This is a genomic window from Chryseobacterium carnipullorum, from assembly GCF_003815695.1.
In the GTDB taxonomy this organism is placed as follows: domain Bacteria; phylum Bacteroidota; class Bacteroidia; order Flavobacteriales; family Weeksellaceae; genus Chryseobacterium; species Chryseobacterium carnipullorum.
The window spans coordinates 4973902-4989325 of sequence record NZ_CP033920.1 but is presented as its reverse complement, the minus strand read 5'-3'; the positions used below and the strand labels follow the sequence as shown (position 1 = coordinate 4989325).

The window sequence follows — 15424 nt, the reverse complement described above, 5'->3', positions numbered from 1 at the left end:
GATCAGTTATTACTTTTAACTCATCACTATTTTGCCTGCTTTGTCTACCGCTTTTTTCAGTGCATTCAATTTGTTATTCACTTCCTGTAATTCATTTTCAGGGATAGATTTTGCCACTAATCCTGCTCCCGCCTGATAATAAAGGGTATTGTTTCTGCTTAGAAAGGTACGGATCATAATCGCCTGGTTGCACGTTCCGTTTAATCCGATCATCCCGATACATCCGCCATAATACCCGCGGGAATCTTTTTCATATTGATCGATAAGTTGAAGAGCTTTGTGCTTAGGTGCACCGCTTAGAGTTCCCTGAGGGAAAGTTGCAGACACCATGTCAAGAGGATTGATGTTTTCCGGAAGGTCAGCGGTCACTTCACTTACCATATGAATGACGTGGGAAAAGAGTTGGATCTCTTTAAGTTTGGTAACGGTTACATTTTTGCCTAATTTTCCAAGATCATTTCTGGCAAGGTCTACCAACATCGTGTGTTCCGCATTTTCTTTTGGATCATTTTTTAATGCTTCAATCGATTCAAGGTCAGTTTCCAGATGCCCGGTTCTCTTGAATGTTCCTGCAATAGGGTGGATGATTGCTTTATGATCTTTAATAATTAACTGGCTTTCAGGACTTGATCCGAATAATTTGTAGTTCCCATAATCAAAAAAGAAAAGATAAGGGGAAGGATTGATATTTCTAAGCGCGCGGTACACATTGAATTCGTCTCCTTTGAATTTCTGTTCAAATCGTCTGCTTAGGACCAGTTGGAAAACATCACCCCGCATACAGTGTTTCTGAGCAGTTTTTACCAGCTCAATATATTCTTCATCTGTAAGATTAGAAGTTTCATCGCCGGTTTTCTCGAAAGGGTAGACCGGAGTGTTTTGATTTCTGATCAGATTTTCAAGCAGATAAAGTTCGGACTTTAAACCGGGGATTTGATTTTCAATAATATGCATTTCATCATTGTAATGATTAATAGCAATAACATATTGGTATAATCTGTAACGGAGAATAGGAATTTCTACTTCAGGACTCTGTGGTTTTAAATGGATGCTTTCAAAGAACTGTACCGCTTCAAAACTAGTGTATCCAAAAAGGCTCTGAGCCGTCTGTTCAATAGGATCGTGAGTGGTTTCACATTCGAAAACACTTTGGAAATCATCAAAAATATCAGCAATATTACGTTCTCCGATCAGTTGTTTCACAGGATCTGAACCCGGGAGCTTGATTTCAAACTCGCTAAGGTTCTTCACTTCAATTCCTGCAACGGCATTCACGGCAATAAATGAAAAGTTATTGTCAATATTTTTAGAATCTGAACTTTCCAGAAGGATTGTATCCCGGAATCTGTCTCTGATCTGAAGATAGATATTCATCGGAGTATAAAGGTCTCCCAATGTTTTTTTAGAATCTGTCTTTATTTTAATTTTTTGAATGGACATCTTACTTGTATTTTTTTGTTTTGGATTAAATAAAAAAAAGGCTTCAACGGAATCCGTCAAAGCCTATATATTGTGTATTTTAATTATTCTGCTCTATCTTTAGCAACATGACAATACCTCCAGACCCGACGAAGAGTTTGAAAGCCACCACCAAATATTGTTGCTCATATTAAACATGGGACAAATGTAGAAATTTTTTTATTATTAAAACAAGAAAAATATAGAAAATTAAAAAACTTAAAACGAAAATCCTTTATTTAAGGTGTTTCAGCTCTGCTTTTAATTCTTTAATTTTTACTTTGTACTGTTCATTGTCATAGTTTTTTACATAATCTTCAAGGGCGGCAATATATTCTTCAGTAAATTCTTTATTCTTGCGATCTGCTTCATACTTAATTTTTGCAGAATTCACTGGAGCTAGTTTTTCATATTCTAATAAAATTTTCCCCTCTATAGATTGGTCATAAAGCATGACTATGTTTTTTTCATATCCGGGAATATATTTTACAGGAAGATCCTTTTGACTAGGGATTCTGATTGAATTTCTGATAGGGTAAATCGTCGCAGTAGTAGTGGAAAAAAAAGTTGTCGTGTATTTTCCATCCTGTTTCTTTACAATGGCTTCATAATCATGAATATACATGTCATTCAATGTGGAATTTGTTTCTACATCAGAAGTGATAATAGCGGTACTTTCAACGCCGTATTTGTTTAAAAACCAAGCGTTAAGGTATTGTCCTGCAAAACCATTCAGAATAGCTAAAGGGATGATAGGAGCAAGAAACCATGCTTTTTTGGTGACAAAAGAAAGCAGCCCGAAAAATATAAACAATAAGATCACCGTGTAAAAACCGTGATGGCTGGTGAAAAACAGAATTTTAGAGATCAATATCATAGCTTAAATTTAAAATTATTGATGCACATAATCATTATCTAATCATTAATTTTTCGGAAAAATATCAGTAATGGGAACATTTGTCATGAGTTTAAAAGCTTATTTTTTATATTTTTGTCTAAATTTTATAGAAAAAATAATGAGAAAAGTATTAGCAATTGCATTCATTGGAAGTTTATTAGTCGTAAACTGTTCTAAGAAACCAGATCAAACATTACAGGACAGCAACACGATGCTTGAAGAGCCTGAAACTACCACTGTAGTAGACTCAACAGCGAAGAAAGCTGCTCCGGCTGCTGCAACAACTCCTGCACCAGCTACTCCTGAAGCGGCTAAAACAGATTCTACTGCAGCAAAAAAATAATGAAAAAACTCCTTTTGGCAGGAGCTATGGGATTGTTAATCCTTTCCTGTTCTAAAAAAGAAAATACGGAGGCACAAGATGTACCCTCTGAAACATCCGCTGTTTCGGAGCCGGTAAAGACTAATCTTTCAGGTGATCAGATCATTGAAACATTAGACTGTTCAGGATGCCATGCTGTCAATGAGAGAATGATAGGACCTTCTTACAAAGAGATTGCAGAAAAATATTCTGATAAGGATATTGAAATGCTGGCCTCGAAGATTATAGAAGGCGGAAGCGGAGTTTGGGGAGGTGTTCCGATGGCTGCCCATCCACAGGTGTCTAAAGAAGATGCTAAAAAAATGGTAGAATATATTTTGAGTCAGAAAAAATAAATATGACTACTGAAAAATCAAGTCTGCACACAAGAAATCTGCATCGCAATCCCTATGATTTTGATCAGCTTATTTCTTGTGTGCCAGAACTGAAACACTATGTTTTTGTTAATGCTTACCAAACGGCTACCATTAATTTTAGCCTTCCGAAAGCGGTTAAGCTTCTTAATCATGCATTACTCTTACATTTTTATAACATTAAAAACTGGGATATCCCCGAAGCCAATCTTTGTCCTCCTATTCCGGGACGCGCAGATTATGTGCACTATATTGCAGATCTTTTAACAGAACATCAGAATAAAATCCCTACCGGAGCTTGTATATCAGGTTTGGATATCGGAACAGGGGCAAATCTTGTATATCCTTTACTGGCTCAAAGATCTTATGGCTGGAAAATGCTGGGAACAGATATTAATCAGAACTCATTGGAAAATGCACAACGTATTTTAGATCACAATACGGATTTATTGCCTTTTATTCAATTAAAACAGCAGCCTGATCCCAATCATATCTTCAAAAATATTATTGAGGATGGAGACCGTTTTGCCTTTTCAATGTGTAATCCTCCTTTCCATGATTCCGAAGAATCTGCTCTGAAAGGAAACCTTAGAAAGACAAAGAATATTAATAAATCAAAGGCTAAAAAGCCTTTACTTAATTTTGGCGGGCAACAGTCTGAATTATGGTGTGAAGGCGGTGAAATTGCTTTTATCTCTAAAATGATTCAGGAAAGTGCTCAGTATTCCTCACAGGTCCTTTGGTTTACCTGTTTAGTATCTAAAAAAGATAACCTATACAAACTCACCACACTTTTAAAGAAAGTCAAAGCCTTAGAGATCAAAACCATTGATATGGCTCAGGGCCAAAAAGTAAGCAGAATGCTGGCATGGTCGTTTATTCCTCAACGGGACCTGAAAGATTGGCTTTAAAATTCAATGATGAATTAAAAAAAAATCACGGCGAAGCATATTCACAATTGACCATTCACTTTTAACCTGCTAAGAAATAGACCGCATAGCAAATTCCCAATTCACGTTTCATCCGGTAGTAATATCCGCTAAACCATTCACTGCGAAGCAAATTCACAAATCATCATTGACAAATCACCAAAAATGCCTAAATTTGTACGCTTTTAGAAAAATAAGAAATGCAATTATCAGAACAAGAAATCATTAGAAGAGAAAAGCTGAATAAGCTTACTGAAATGGGAATTAACGCATTCCCTGCGGAAGAGTATACCATTACAGATACTACAGAATCTATAAAACAGGATTTTTCTGAGAATAAACAGGTGAAGATCGCTGGTAGATTGATGTCCCGCAGAATTCAGGGAAAGGCTTCTTTTGCTGAATTGCAGGACTCTAAGGGTAAGATCCAGGTTTATTTCAATAGAGACGAGATCTGTCCTGGTGATGATAAAGAATTGTACAATGAAGTGTATAAGCACCTTTTGGACATCGGGGATATTATTGGTATTGAAGGAACTTTATTCACTACTCAGGTAGGAGAGATGACGATTTTAGTAAAGAACTTTACGCTTCTTACTAAAGCGCTTCGTCCGCTTCCTCAGGCTAAAACTGATGAAAATGGAGTAGTACACGACGGATTTACAGATCCTGAACTGAGATACAGACAGCGTTATGTAGATTTAACGGTGAATCCGCAGGTGAAAGAGATCTTCGTAAAAAGAACAAAAATGTTCAATGCGATGAGAACTTTCTTCAATGACGCGGGATATTTTGAGGTAGAAACCCCTATTTTGCAGTCGATTCCAGGAGGAGCGGCAGCAAAACCGTTTATCACACACCATAATGCTTTAGATATTCCATTATATTTAAGAATCGCTAACGAACTATATCTGAAAAGACTGATCGTTGGAGGTTTTGACGGAGTTTATGAGTTCTCTAAAAACTTCAGAAATGAAGGGATGGACAGAACCCACAATCCTGAATTTACTGCGATGGAGATTTATGTAGCGTACAAAGACTACAACTGGATGATGGATTTCACGGAAAAACTTCTTGAATTCTGTGCGAATCAGGTGAATGGAAGTTCAGAATCTACTTTTGGAGAACATACCATCAACTGGAAAGCGCCTTATCCAAGAGTTTCCATGACAGAAGCCATTCAAAAATATACAGGTTTCGATATCACGGGTAAAACTGAACAGGAACTGTTTGATTTTGCTAAATCTATCGGAATTGACGTCAATGAAACGATGGGGAAAGGAAAATTAATTGATGAGATCTTCGGTGAAAAGTGTGAAGGAAACTTCATCCAGCCGACATTCATTACAGATTATCCGATCGAAATGTCTCCATTGACAAAGAAACACAGGAGCAAGGAAGGCTTAACAGAGCGTTTTGAATTAATGGTTTGCGGAAAGGAGATTGCCAACGCATATTCCGAGTTAAATGACCCTATTGATCAGAGAGAACGTTTTGAATCCCAAATGGCTTTATCTGAAAGAGGAGATGACGAAGCAATGTTCATCGACCAGGATTTCTTAAGAGCATTGGAATACGGTATGCCTCCAACTTCCGGATTAGGAATCGGGATGGACAGACTGATCATGTTCCTTACAAACAATGCATCGATCCAGGAAGTTTTATTCTTCCCTCAGATGAGACCGGAAAAAACGGTTCCTCAGATTGAATTGGGTGAAGATGAAAAAGTAATCCTTGAGATCCTTAATTCTCAGGAAGAGCCATTTACATTAGCTGAAGTAAAAGAAAGAAGCCAGTTATCCGGTAAAAAATGGGATAAAGCATCAAAGACTTTGACTAAAAATAATTTGGTAAAAGTGGATAAGATTGAGGATGTCCTTATGATTAAACTGGCTTAAAATAAAAAATATTTTAAGTTTAGAAAAGTGAACGTAAGTTAGCTTTTTTTTGTTCCCAACATAAAGAATTAATCTATATTTACATTCAATAAAAAACACAAATTTTGATGAAAAAAATTATTACAACAGGCTTCGCCTTTTTTTGTGCATTATGTTCCGCACAAATTACTCTTACAAAAGATGTAAGTTTCGGAAATAACGGGACTGTACAATTAGGAACAACCGATATTTCCAGTTACCATTTGTCTCATTACAATGCGCCTATATTTCAAGGTAATAAACTGTTTGTTAATCAACCAATTTATGATGCTTCTGGAAGTTTGGTTGGTCGAAAATTTTACAGACTTAACCATAATGGGAGCTTAGATGCAACATTTGGAACTAACGGAGAGGTTACCGTCCCAACAACAAATTATAATTCTAATAACTTCTATGCAGACACGAATAAATTTTACTTAGATTCCGGAGAAAAATATTTTTCTAACGGATTGCAAGATACAGGATTTGGAAATGTTAATACTCCTTTAGCTAACAATGATTTATCGCACTATAAAATAGTTCTTCCAGATGGTAAAATAATTGCAAGAAATCCGCAAAATATAAAAAAATATTTATCAACAGGAGCTCCAGATACAACTTATGGAAATAATGGAGTTGTAGCTCTTGATCCATCATTAGAGTTCACTTTAGACAAACCTGGTGGTCTTAAATATTTTGATCAAAATTTTTTGTATGAAGTTGTGTTAGATGTTGATAATCTACCTGCATACATTAGAAAAATAAATGTCACGACAGGTAATTTAGACTTGTCTTATGGGCAAAATGGGAATTCATATTTTTATGGCACTTTAACCTCTCCCATTTATTCTCTTGGAAGTGCATACGTGCCTCAAAGTAATGCCTTATTTATACATAATACCGACGGTACAATGAGTGGAGTTGGAATGGCTGGACAGCTTACTCGTACCAACGCTGCTGGTATTTTGGATACTAGTTTTGGTGTAAATGGAGTAATAAATTATCCTTCTTTTCATACATTTAATGGAGACGATTATATAGTTACAGTAAATGATCCTATATTATATGAAAATTATATTTTTATACTTTTTTCTAGTTTTGATAATGCAACTGGAGATCAAAAATTTGAACTTATGAGTTACGATTATTCAGGGAATCCAACTACAATTAATAATAATCTTCACCATATATTTCAAATTTTTTATAATACTAATAATTTTTATAAAAATTTGGTTTTAAAAGTTAAAGATAATTATTTATATGCCTTTGCTGAGAACAAGATTTCTAGATATATCATTTCCAATGCAACGCTTTCTACTTCAGAAAATATAGAAACAAAAGAATCGCTTCAGTTTATCAACCCTTTCCAAAACGAACTTAATTTCACCTCGAAAGAAAAAATAAAATCTATAGAGATTTACGACGAAACTGGACGTCTGGTTTTGGAAGGTAAAAATTCTACATTAGATACTTCTGCTTTAGAAAGGGGTGTTTACATGATTAAAATTACCATGGAATCCAACAAAGTAGTTTCTAAAAAAGGAATTAAAAATTAGGCAATAGGACATAGCTGTAAAAAATAAACCAATACAGAATCATTCTGTATTGGTTTATTTTTTATAATTGGATCGTTTATATCTTACGGTATCAAATACTCATTTTCTCTGCCTGCTAAACGAAGCCATCAGATAAAACAAAAACGGCAGAATAAACAGAGAACCAAGCATTAATGCCCATCCTAATGCATCAATTGTTTTTGGTGGCGCCCTATGTTCTAGTAATGAAAGATGTTGTCCATTTCCTAATAAAATAATATCAGGATTATGTTGATAGGTAGCGGCAACCAGGATCATTACCATCTGAAAGCCTGCCAGTGCTCTTACAGGAAGAAGTTTTCGCTGATGGAGGGCGCGAAGAATCAAGGCTAAAGCTACGGTAGCAAAAGAGATTGCCATGACCCCTAATGGTTTGGAAAATACCCACATCACAAGAGGAATGTCGGAGATATAAGCTGTAAAAAATACCAGCACCCCTGTGATCACTACAAAAACCATTGTCTGTCTCGATTTTTTGATCATCAATGTAAGGTCAGCTTTGTCACGGGTTTCTCTTAATGAAAAGATAGAGGCAAGGTAAGCGCATAACGCCACAGTAAACAGTCCAACCGAAACACCAAACCAGTTTAACCAGCTGAAAATATATAAGTCTACAAATCCTACAGCATCAGGATTGATGGAATGAGAAACCGTAGCGGCTGCAATCAATCCTAAGAAAAATGGAGTAAGCAGGCTTGCGTAGTAAAATATCTGTGTGTACACGACCTGCATATTATCTTTTACGGCATCATAATGCCTGAAGGTAAATGCGGTTCCTCTGGCAATAATGCCTAAAAGCATCAACACCAAGGGAATGTGAAGGTAGGTGGACATTGTTGTGTAGATCTCCGGAAATCCCACAAAAAGAATTACGATCGCAATAATCAGCCACATATGATTAGCTTCCCATACAGGCGCTATCGATTCATACATAAGCTCCTGGGTTTTGTGACGCGCTTTTTTATGCGTGAAAAGTTCTACTATTCCGGCTCCGAAATCAGCGCCGCCCAGAATGATATACAGGCAGATAGAAAGCCATAGAAAACCTATAACAACGTAGATCATGATTTTTTGTTTTTATCGTTAAACTGAGCGTCTGTAGGATCGTAAAGTTTCGGTACCATCTGAATCTGTCTCCTTAGAAGAAAGATAATAATCAGTGATAATGACACGAAAATAGCGGTGAAAAAGTAAAAAGAGTACTGAATTCCTGGCATAGGCGTCACCGCATCAATTGTTCTCATGACTCCATAGATGATCCATGGTTGTCTTCCCACCTCGGTCACCGTCCATCCTGCTTCCAGGGCAATATATCCAAAAGGCGTTGCAATCAGAAAAGTTTTTAAAAGCCAGTTTTTATTCAGCCATTCCTTTTTGAAGAAGAAAGAATAGAGATAGATACTTCCAATACAGATCATCACAACCCCGAAGAAGATCATGATCTGGAAAGCATAATGAACAACCGCTACCGGAGGCCATTCGTCTCTTGGGAAATCATTTAATCCCTTGACTTCATGATTGAAATCGTTGCTCACTAAAAAGCTTAATACTTTTGGAATTTTAATGGCATATTTCACTTCTCCTTTTTCCTGATCAGGAATCCCTCCGATAATAAAAGGTGCTCCTTTCTCCGTTTCAAAGTGGGCTTCCATTGCGGCAAGTTTAATCGGCTGTCTCTCAGCAACAGATTTTGCAGCCACATCACCACTTAAAGGCGCTCCAAACGCCCCGATTAAGGCAAATCCGGCCGCAATCCTGAACGCTTTCGTATGGAATTCCACATTCTTTTTCTTCATGATTAAAAAAGCGTGAACCCCTGCAACAACAAATCCTGTAGCGCAGAATGCCGCCACCGTCATATGAAGCGCCTGAGGAAACCAGGCATCGTTGAACATTGCTTTAATAGGATCTATATTAACATATTGTCCGTTGATATAATCAAATCCTGCAGGTGAATTCATCCACGCATTGGCAGCTACCACGAGAATACCCGAAGCCAGGCCGCTTAATCCCACAAGAAATCCGCAGAACCAATGGAACCATTTATTAAATTTATCCCAACCGTATAAAAAGAACCCGATGGCAATCGCTTCAATAAAAAATGCAGTTCCCTCTAAAGAAAACGGCATTCCGAAGATCGGTCCTGCATGTTTCATAAATCCCGGCCACAGAAGCCCAAGTTCGAACGAAAGCATCGTTCCTGAAACCGCACCGGTAGCAAAGAGGATCGCTACGCCTTTACTCCATGCCTTAGTAAGGCCTTTATATACTTCATTATTGGTTTTAAGATATTTCCAGTGGGCAAAGGCCATTAAGAACGGCATTACCATTCCCACACAGGCGAAAATGATATGAAAGCCCAGCGACAGGGCCATCTGCGCGCGGGCTGCAATAAAATCATCCATATTATCAACTTTTGAGTAAATAAATTTAAGCATAAAATACGGATGTATAATATGATTTAATACAGTTGACGTTTAAGAAATAGATCATAACTTTAAACCTTTTTGTGTGTTAGAAGTTCTTTATTTCTACTTTGAAATGGATTATTTTTAATGTCTTGCTGCAAAGGATATTTTACTTAAAATAAAGGATGTTTTAGAATATAATTTATTTTGAAGAGGAGTTTTATTTTTCTGCCCTAAAACTTTATATTTGTTATTATGATTGACACAGATATGCAAAATAAAAAAATACATCAGGGGAGAAATATCAAGCGTTTCAGAGAAATGCTCGGCATTAAGCAGGAAGCACTGGCTTTTGAACTGGGGGAGGACTGGAACCAGAAGATGATTTCACTCCTTGAGCAGAAGGAAACTGTAGAAGCCGATATTGTAGCAAAAGTTGCGGGTATTCTCAAAGTTCCTGCTGAAGCTATTGAGAATTTTGATGAAGAGCAAGCAATCAGTATAATTTCAAATACAGCCTCTTTTGATAATTGTCAGCAACCAGCTTTTTTTAATTTTCAACCTACATTCAATCCTATTGATAAAATTGTGGAATTATATGATGAAAAAATTGCTTTGTACGAAAGAATGCTGAAGGAGAAGGATGATATGTTCGGGAGACTTGAAAAATTGATCGAAAAGAAGTAAAGGTCACGATGATCATTTAAAATGATAAAAAATTGATCCTGAAAAACATAAAGTTCGTTGGTACAGGAACCATCAAAAATAGAGCAGGCCAAGGTCTGCTTTTTTATATTGAAAACAATCCTTTTTTGACATATTTTAACTTTCATAAGTCGAAAAAAATCACGATATTTGTAGGTCTTTGCATTAGGCAAAATTTATTAATTTTATATGAGTCAAAAACAATATACAGCTAGTAGTATCCAAGCCTTAGAAGGGATGGAACACGTTCGACTAAGACCATCAATGTACATTGGAGATGTAGGAGTAAGAGGTCTTCATCATTTGGTTTATGAAGTAGTAGATAACTCTATTGATGAGGCTTTGGCAGGGTATTGCGATACCATTCTGGTAACCATCCACGAAGGAGAAAGCATCTCTGTAAAAGATAACGGTAGAGGGATTCCTGTAGATTTTCACGAAAAAGAACAAAAATCGGCTCTAGAGGTTGTCATGACTAAAATTGGAGCAGGAGGAAAATTTGATAAAGATTCTTACAAAGTATCCGGAGGTCTTCACGGAGTGGGGGTATCGTGTGTGAACGCGCTTTCCACTTTATTGGTGGCTACAGTAAGCCTTAACGGTAAATTATATCAACAAAAATATTCAGAAGGTAAAGCCCTTGCAGATGTTGCGGAAATTGGAACTACCGACGAAAGAGGAACAGAAGTTTTCTTTCAGCCGGATGCTACCATCTTTCAGGAAACGGTTTATAACTATGATACCCTGGCTACAAGACTACGTGAACTGGCTTTCCTTAACAAAGGAATTACGATTACGCTAATTGATGAAAGAACACCTAACGATGACGGATCATTCCCAACGGAAGTTTTCCATTCTGAAGGTGGTTTGAAGGAATTTGTTGAATTTATCGACGGAAACAGAGAATCGATCATGGAGAATGTAATCTTCATGGAAGCAGAAAGAGATGATATTCCGGTAGAAGTTGCCATGCGTTACAACACGTCATTCAGCGAGAACCTTCACTCTTATGTAAACAATATCAACACGCATGAAGGGGGAACTCACCTTGCGGGTTTCAGACGTGCTTTGACAAGAACATTGAAAAAGTATGCTGATGATTTAGGAATTCCACAAAAAGAAAAGGTAGAAATTACAGGAGATGACTTCCGTGAAGGATTAACAGCTGTGATTTCTGTAAAAGTAATGGAGCCTCAATTTGAAGGACAGACCAAGACCAAATTAGGAAACTCTGAAGTTTCAGGGGCTGTAGATAAAATTGTAGGGGAAATGCTTTCTAATTTCTTAGAAGAAAACCCTAATGAAGCGAAAATTATTGTTCAAAAAGTAGTTTTAGCAGCAAAAGCAAGACAGGCAGCGAAGAAAGCCCGTGAAATGGTTCAGAGAAAATCTCCAATGGGAGGTTCCGGACTTCCGGGGAAACTATCTGACTGTTCATCCAAAGATCCGGCAGAATCTGAATTGTTCTTGGTAGAGGGAGATTCCGCAGGTGGTACGGCTAAGCAGGGTAGAGACAGACATTTCCAGGCTATTTTACCATTGAGAGGTAAAATTCTGAACGTTGAAAAATCAATGCTTCATAAAGTATATGACAACGAGGAAATTAAAAATATCTACACCGCTCTTGGAGTTTCTGTAGGAACTGAAGAAGACAGTAAGGCCCTGAATATGGCTAAACTGAGATATCATAAAGTAGTGATCATGACCGATGCCGATATTGACGGATCTCACATTTCGACTCTGATTCTTACGTTCTTCTTCAGATTTATGAAAGAACTTATTGAGAACGGATATATCTATATTGCTCAACCTCCTTTATATCTATTGAAGAAAGGAAACAAAAAAGTATATGCTTATAACGAAAAAGAGCGTGAAGAATTTACTTTAGAAATGGCTCCGGACGGAAAAGGAGTAGAGGTTCAGCGTTATAAGGGTCTTGGGGAAATGAATCCTGAACAGCTTTGGGAAACAACTCTAAATCCTGAACACAGAATCCTGAAACAGGTAACGATTGACAATGCCGTAGAGGCGGACAGTATATTCTCAATGTTGATGGGAGATGAGGTTCCACCAAGGAGAGAGTTTATCGAGAAAAATGCAAAATATGCTAAGATTGATGCATAATTGTTATTAAAAATATATTGAGAAAAGCTTCTATTTATTAGAAGCTTTTTTTATATTTGGTGCAAACCAATAAAAAATATTACAAACAGCCCCTTATGAAGGGGTTGATGCAATGTCCGGTGCCGCTGCTGCAAGACTGGGAATGGGCTCTATGATCTTCGGATTGCTCATCTATTTATTTTATGGATACTGTATGTATAAAATATTTCAGAAAGCGGGAAGAGAAGATGCATGGGCAGCTATTGTTCCGATCTATAATATCATTGTACTGCTGGATATTGTTAAAAAGCCGATCTGGTGGTTCATCTTATTCCTAATCCCTTTCGTTAACCTTTATGCCTCATGGGTGGTTAATGACAGATTAGCAAAAGCTTTTGGAAAAGATACCCCGGTTTATACCATTCTTTTGTTTTTCTTCGGCTTTATTTTCGTCCCGGTTCTTGCTTTCAGTAATGATAAATACGATAGTAGCAGAATCCCAAATGATCAGTAAGTAATAAAAAATAATACAAGACTTCAGCAATGGAGTCTTTTTTTGTGTTTTACTCTGTAGTTGAAAATAATTAATATCGTAATTCTGAAAAATGAATTTTATGAAAAAATTACAAAAAATCCTTATTTAGAGAGATATTATAGTGAAAATGTAATATAAAAATATTTTATTGGTGAAGCTTTTTCTGTGTCATAAGTATTTATATTAAAATAAAAAATTAACATTTATTAAGATTTTATTATTTTTGCTCAATTTTAATAACCATGATGAAAATTTTAGTTATAGGTGCTCTGTCTACTGCCTCTATATATTTCGCACAAACCTATCCGGTTTCGGCCATCCCTGAAAACTTAAAGAAAAATGCTGACGTGGTCATCAGAAAGGACTTTACAACAGTTCTAATCAATAAAATCGATGAAATTAAATACCAATATAATACAGTAACGACAGTTTTAAATAAAGATGGTGATTCTAAAGCACTCATTTATATCCCCTACAAAAAAGGAGATAACATTTCTGATGTGAAAGTTACTGTTTATGATGAATCCGGGAAAAAAGTAAAAAGTTTTTCAAAATCTGATTTTGGAGACTTTGCTAATAATGCTCAAGGCGTTTTTTATTCAGATAACAGGATTTTAGCATTGTCTTATACTTCCGCCTATTATCCGTACACCGTTGATTTTTCTTACCAAAGAACAGATGAGAATACCATTTTCATTCCTGATTTTGTGCCTTTTTCTTCTCCAAACGAATCTTTGGAAGAAGCCCAGTTTAAAATAATCAATAAATCCGGGATTGACCTCAGAACCAAAACCTATCCGTCAAAATATAATTACACCTCAGTTTCTATTGCAGATAATGGGAATGAAAAGACCTATTCCTACAAGAATGTTCCGGCTATTGATGATGTCCTTATGCTACCTAAGCCTGAAAAAATATTACCGAAAGTAAGTTTTGCTCTGGCTAAATTCAACCTGGAAGGTAAGCAGGGAACTCTGAACAACTGGACAGATTTTGGAACCTGGTATTATACTAATCTTGTGGAGCCGGTTTCTGCATCTACTCCTGCAATTAAAGCTGAGGTCGCTGCCTTGAAACTCGCAGGGTCAACAGAGGATAAAGTAAAGAAACTATATCAGTATATGCAGTCGAAAACCAGGTATATATTTGTAGGGCTGGGAATAGGAGGGTGGCTTCCTATGTTTCCTGAGGAAGTACAAAAAAAAGGGTATGGAGACTGTAAAGGACTGACCAATTATATGAAAACCTTGCTGAATGAGGCAGGAATTCCATCGCATTATTGTGTCATCAATTCAAGCTCATCCCAGATTTCCTTTGATCCGGACTTTCCATCGATGGGAGGAAATCATGCGATTCTGATGGTGCCCACTGAAAAAGGAAATATCTGGCTGGAAAATACGTCACAGCAGACTGCCTTTAACCATTTAGATTACTCGACTACGGATAGAAATGTTCTTGCTGTAACCAAAAAAGGAATTGAACTTATCAATACTCCAACATACACAGCCGAGCAAAATAGAGAAAAACAGATCTTAAAAATTAATCTTACGGAAGACAACAGCATCAATGGAGAAATTCAGTTTGCTTACACCGGAAGCCAGTACGATAATAATCTGCCTTATACTTATCTGTCGCCAAAAGAAAGAATTGAAGCAATGAAAAAGAGGTTTGATGTCCTGAATTTTGAAAAAGTGGAAATGAAAGACTTTGTCAACGATAAAGACCATGCAGTAGTAAAATTCACTATGGATTTTAAAGCTAATAATTATTCTAAAACAACAGGGGAGAATTTGATTTTTAGAGCGGTTCCCATTTTTACCAATAATTATTATAAATCAGATGAGAACAGAGAGTTGCCTTTTGAAGTGGGGCAATCCTTTGAAGATGAATATGAAATCGACTTTATCATTCCTAAGAACTATAAAATTGACGAGGTTCCGGAAAATGTGACCGTCAATTCTGAATTTGGAACCTATAAGCTTACTGTTCTGAAAAACGGAGAATCATTAAAAGTAACCCGATTCATTAAAGTAAACAAAGGAATATTTCCAAAAGAAAAGTATAACGACTATGTCAGCTTCAGAAAAAAGACCTTAAACGGTGATAACTCTAAAATCTTATTGACTAAAATTTAAGCATAAT

Annotated in this window: 13 protein-coding genes; 9 read left to right on the top strand and 4 right to left on the bottom strand. The window is 36.5% G+C overall.

Annotation, left to right across the window (positions count from 1 at the left end):
• Positions 1 to 15 precede the first annotated feature (15 nt).
• Both EG346_RS22635 and EG346_RS22630 read right to left on the bottom strand, forming a co-directional pair.
• Positions 16 to 1440, bottom strand: a complete 1425-nt coding sequence (locus EG346_RS22635; RefSeq protein WP_123881897.1) for an anthranilate synthase component I family protein — start codon at positions 1438 to 1440, stop codon at positions 16 to 18.
• A 253-nt stretch (positions 1441 to 1693) separates the two neighbouring features.
• Positions 1694 to 2335, bottom strand: coding sequence for a hypothetical protein (locus EG346_RS22630; RefSeq protein ID WP_123881894.1), 642 nt, complete (start codon positions 2333 to 2335; stop codon positions 1694 to 1696).
• Between the two features lie 139 nt (positions 2336 to 2474).
• Between EG346_RS22630 and EG346_RS22625 the strand changes: the two genes are divergently transcribed.
• The 5 genes from EG346_RS22625 to EG346_RS22605 all read left to right on the top strand — a co-directional run bounded on the left by EG346_RS22625 (position 2475) and on the right by EG346_RS22605 (position 7492).
• Positions 2475 to 2699, top strand: a complete 225-nt coding sequence (locus tag EG346_RS22625) for a hypothetical protein (protein WP_123881891.1) — start codon at positions 2475 to 2477, stop codon at positions 2697 to 2699.
• Positions 2699 to 3073, top strand: a complete 375-nt coding sequence (locus EG346_RS22620; RefSeq protein ID WP_123881888.1) for a c-type cytochrome — start codon at positions 2699 to 2701, stop codon at positions 3071 to 3073. Before EG346_RS22625 ends, EG346_RS22620 begins: the two co-directional genes overlap by 1 nt.
• Positions 3074 to 3075: 2 nt before the next feature.
• A complete protein-coding gene (rlmF, locus tag EG346_RS22615) occupies positions 3076 to 4002 on the top strand; it encodes a 23S rRNA (adenine(1618)-N(6))-methyltransferase RlmF (RefSeq protein ID WP_123881885.1) in 927 nt (308 codons plus the stop codon).
• Positions 4003 to 4220: 218 nt separating this feature from the next.
• Positions 4221 to 5918, top strand: a complete 1698-nt coding sequence (lysS, locus tag EG346_RS22610; protein WP_123881882.1) for a lysine--tRNA ligase — start codon at positions 4221 to 4223, stop codon at positions 5916 to 5918.
• A gap of 107 nt (positions 5919 to 6025) precedes the next feature.
• The gene (locus EG346_RS22605) at positions 6026 to 7492 is read left to right on the top strand and encodes a T9SS type A sorting domain-containing protein (protein WP_123881879.1); all 1467 of its coding nucleotides are present in this window, start codon (positions 6026 to 6028) and stop codon (positions 7490 to 7492) included.
• Positions 7493 to 7591: 99 nt separating this feature from the next.
• On the opposite strand, the gene EG346_RS22600 is transcribed toward EG346_RS22605, so the two are convergent.
• Both EG346_RS22600 and EG346_RS22595 read right to left on the bottom strand, forming a co-directional pair.
• The gene (locus EG346_RS22600) at positions 7592 to 8596 is read right to left on the bottom strand and encodes a cytochrome d ubiquinol oxidase subunit II (protein ID WP_073334981.1); all 1005 of its coding nucleotides are present in this window, start codon (positions 8594 to 8596) and stop codon (positions 7592 to 7594) included.
• A complete protein-coding gene (locus EG346_RS22595) occupies positions 8593 to 9936 on the bottom strand; it encodes a cytochrome ubiquinol oxidase subunit I (RefSeq protein WP_123882868.1) in 1344 nt (447 codons plus the stop codon). Before EG346_RS22595 ends, EG346_RS22600 begins: the two co-directional genes overlap by 4 nt.
• A gap of 258 nt (positions 9937 to 10194) precedes the next feature.
• Between EG346_RS22595 and EG346_RS22590 the strand changes: the two genes are divergently transcribed.
• From EG346_RS22590 to EG346_RS22575, 4 genes are all read left to right on the top strand, one after another.
• Positions 10195 to 10626: a helix-turn-helix transcriptional regulator gene (locus EG346_RS22590; protein ID WP_123881876.1), complete on the top strand. Its 432-nt coding sequence runs from the start codon at positions 10195 to 10197 to the stop codon at positions 10624 to 10626.
• A 207-nt stretch (positions 10627 to 10833) separates the two neighbouring features.
• Positions 10834 to 12768, top strand: a complete 1935-nt coding sequence (gene gyrB / locus EG346_RS22585) for a DNA topoisomerase (ATP-hydrolyzing) subunit B (RefSeq protein ID WP_073334979.1) — start codon at positions 10834 to 10836, stop codon at positions 12766 to 12768.
• Positions 12769 to 12880: 112 nt separating this feature from the next.
• Positions 12881 to 13261, top strand: coding sequence for a DUF5684 domain-containing protein (locus tag EG346_RS22580; RefSeq protein ID WP_123881873.1), 381 nt, complete (start codon positions 12881 to 12883; stop codon positions 13259 to 13261).
• Positions 13262 to 13524: 263 nt separating this feature from the next.
• Complete coding sequence (locus EG346_RS22575) at positions 13525 to 15417, top strand: DUF3858 domain-containing protein (RefSeq protein WP_123881870.1); 1893 nt, start codon at positions 13525 to 13527, stop codon at positions 15415 to 15417.
• Positions 15418 to 15424: the final 7 nt, after the last annotated feature.

Coding starts and splice junctions, on each gene's coding strand:
- EG346_RS22575 (WP_123881870.1), top strand. CDS start 13,525: ATGATGAAAATTTTAGTTATAGGTGCTCTGTCTACTGCCTCTATATAT.
- rlmF (WP_123881885.1), top strand. CDS start 3,076: ATGACTACTGAAAAATCAAGTCTGCACACAAGAAATCTGCATCGCAAT.
- EG346_RS22600 (WP_073334981.1), bottom strand. CDS start 8,596: ATGATCTACGTTGTTATAGGTTTTCTATGGCTTTCTATCTGCCTGTAT.
- EG346_RS22580 (WP_123881873.1), top strand. CDS start 12,881: ATGTCCGGTGCCGCTGCTGCAAGACTGGGAATGGGCTCTATGATCTTC.
- EG346_RS22595 (WP_123882868.1), bottom strand. CDS start 9,936: ATGGATGATTTTATTGCAGCCCGCGCGCAGATGGCCCTGTCGCTGGGC.
- EG346_RS22590 (WP_123881876.1), top strand. CDS start 10,195: ATGATTGACACAGATATGCAAAATAAAAAAATACATCAGGGGAGAAAT.
- EG346_RS22635 (WP_123881897.1), bottom strand. CDS start 1,440: ATGTCCATTCAAAAAATTAAAATAAAGACAGATTCTAAAAAAACATTG.
- EG346_RS22630 (WP_123881894.1), bottom strand. CDS start 2,335: ATGATATTGATCTCTAAAATTCTGTTTTTCACCAGCCATCACGGTTTT.
- EG346_RS22620 (WP_123881888.1), top strand. CDS start 2,699: ATGAAAAAACTCCTTTTGGCAGGAGCTATGGGATTGTTAATCCTTTCC.
- lysS (WP_123881882.1), top strand. CDS start 4,221: ATGCAATTATCAGAACAAGAAATCATTAGAAGAGAAAAGCTGAATAAG.
- EG346_RS22625 (WP_123881891.1), top strand. CDS start 2,475: ATGAGAAAAGTATTAGCAATTGCATTCATTGGAAGTTTATTAGTCGTA.
- gyrB (WP_073334979.1), top strand. CDS start 10,834: ATGAGTCAAAAACAATATACAGCTAGTAGTATCCAAGCCTTAGAAGGG.
- EG346_RS22605 (WP_123881879.1), top strand. CDS start 6,026: ATGAAAAAAATTATTACAACAGGCTTCGCCTTTTTTTGTGCATTATGT.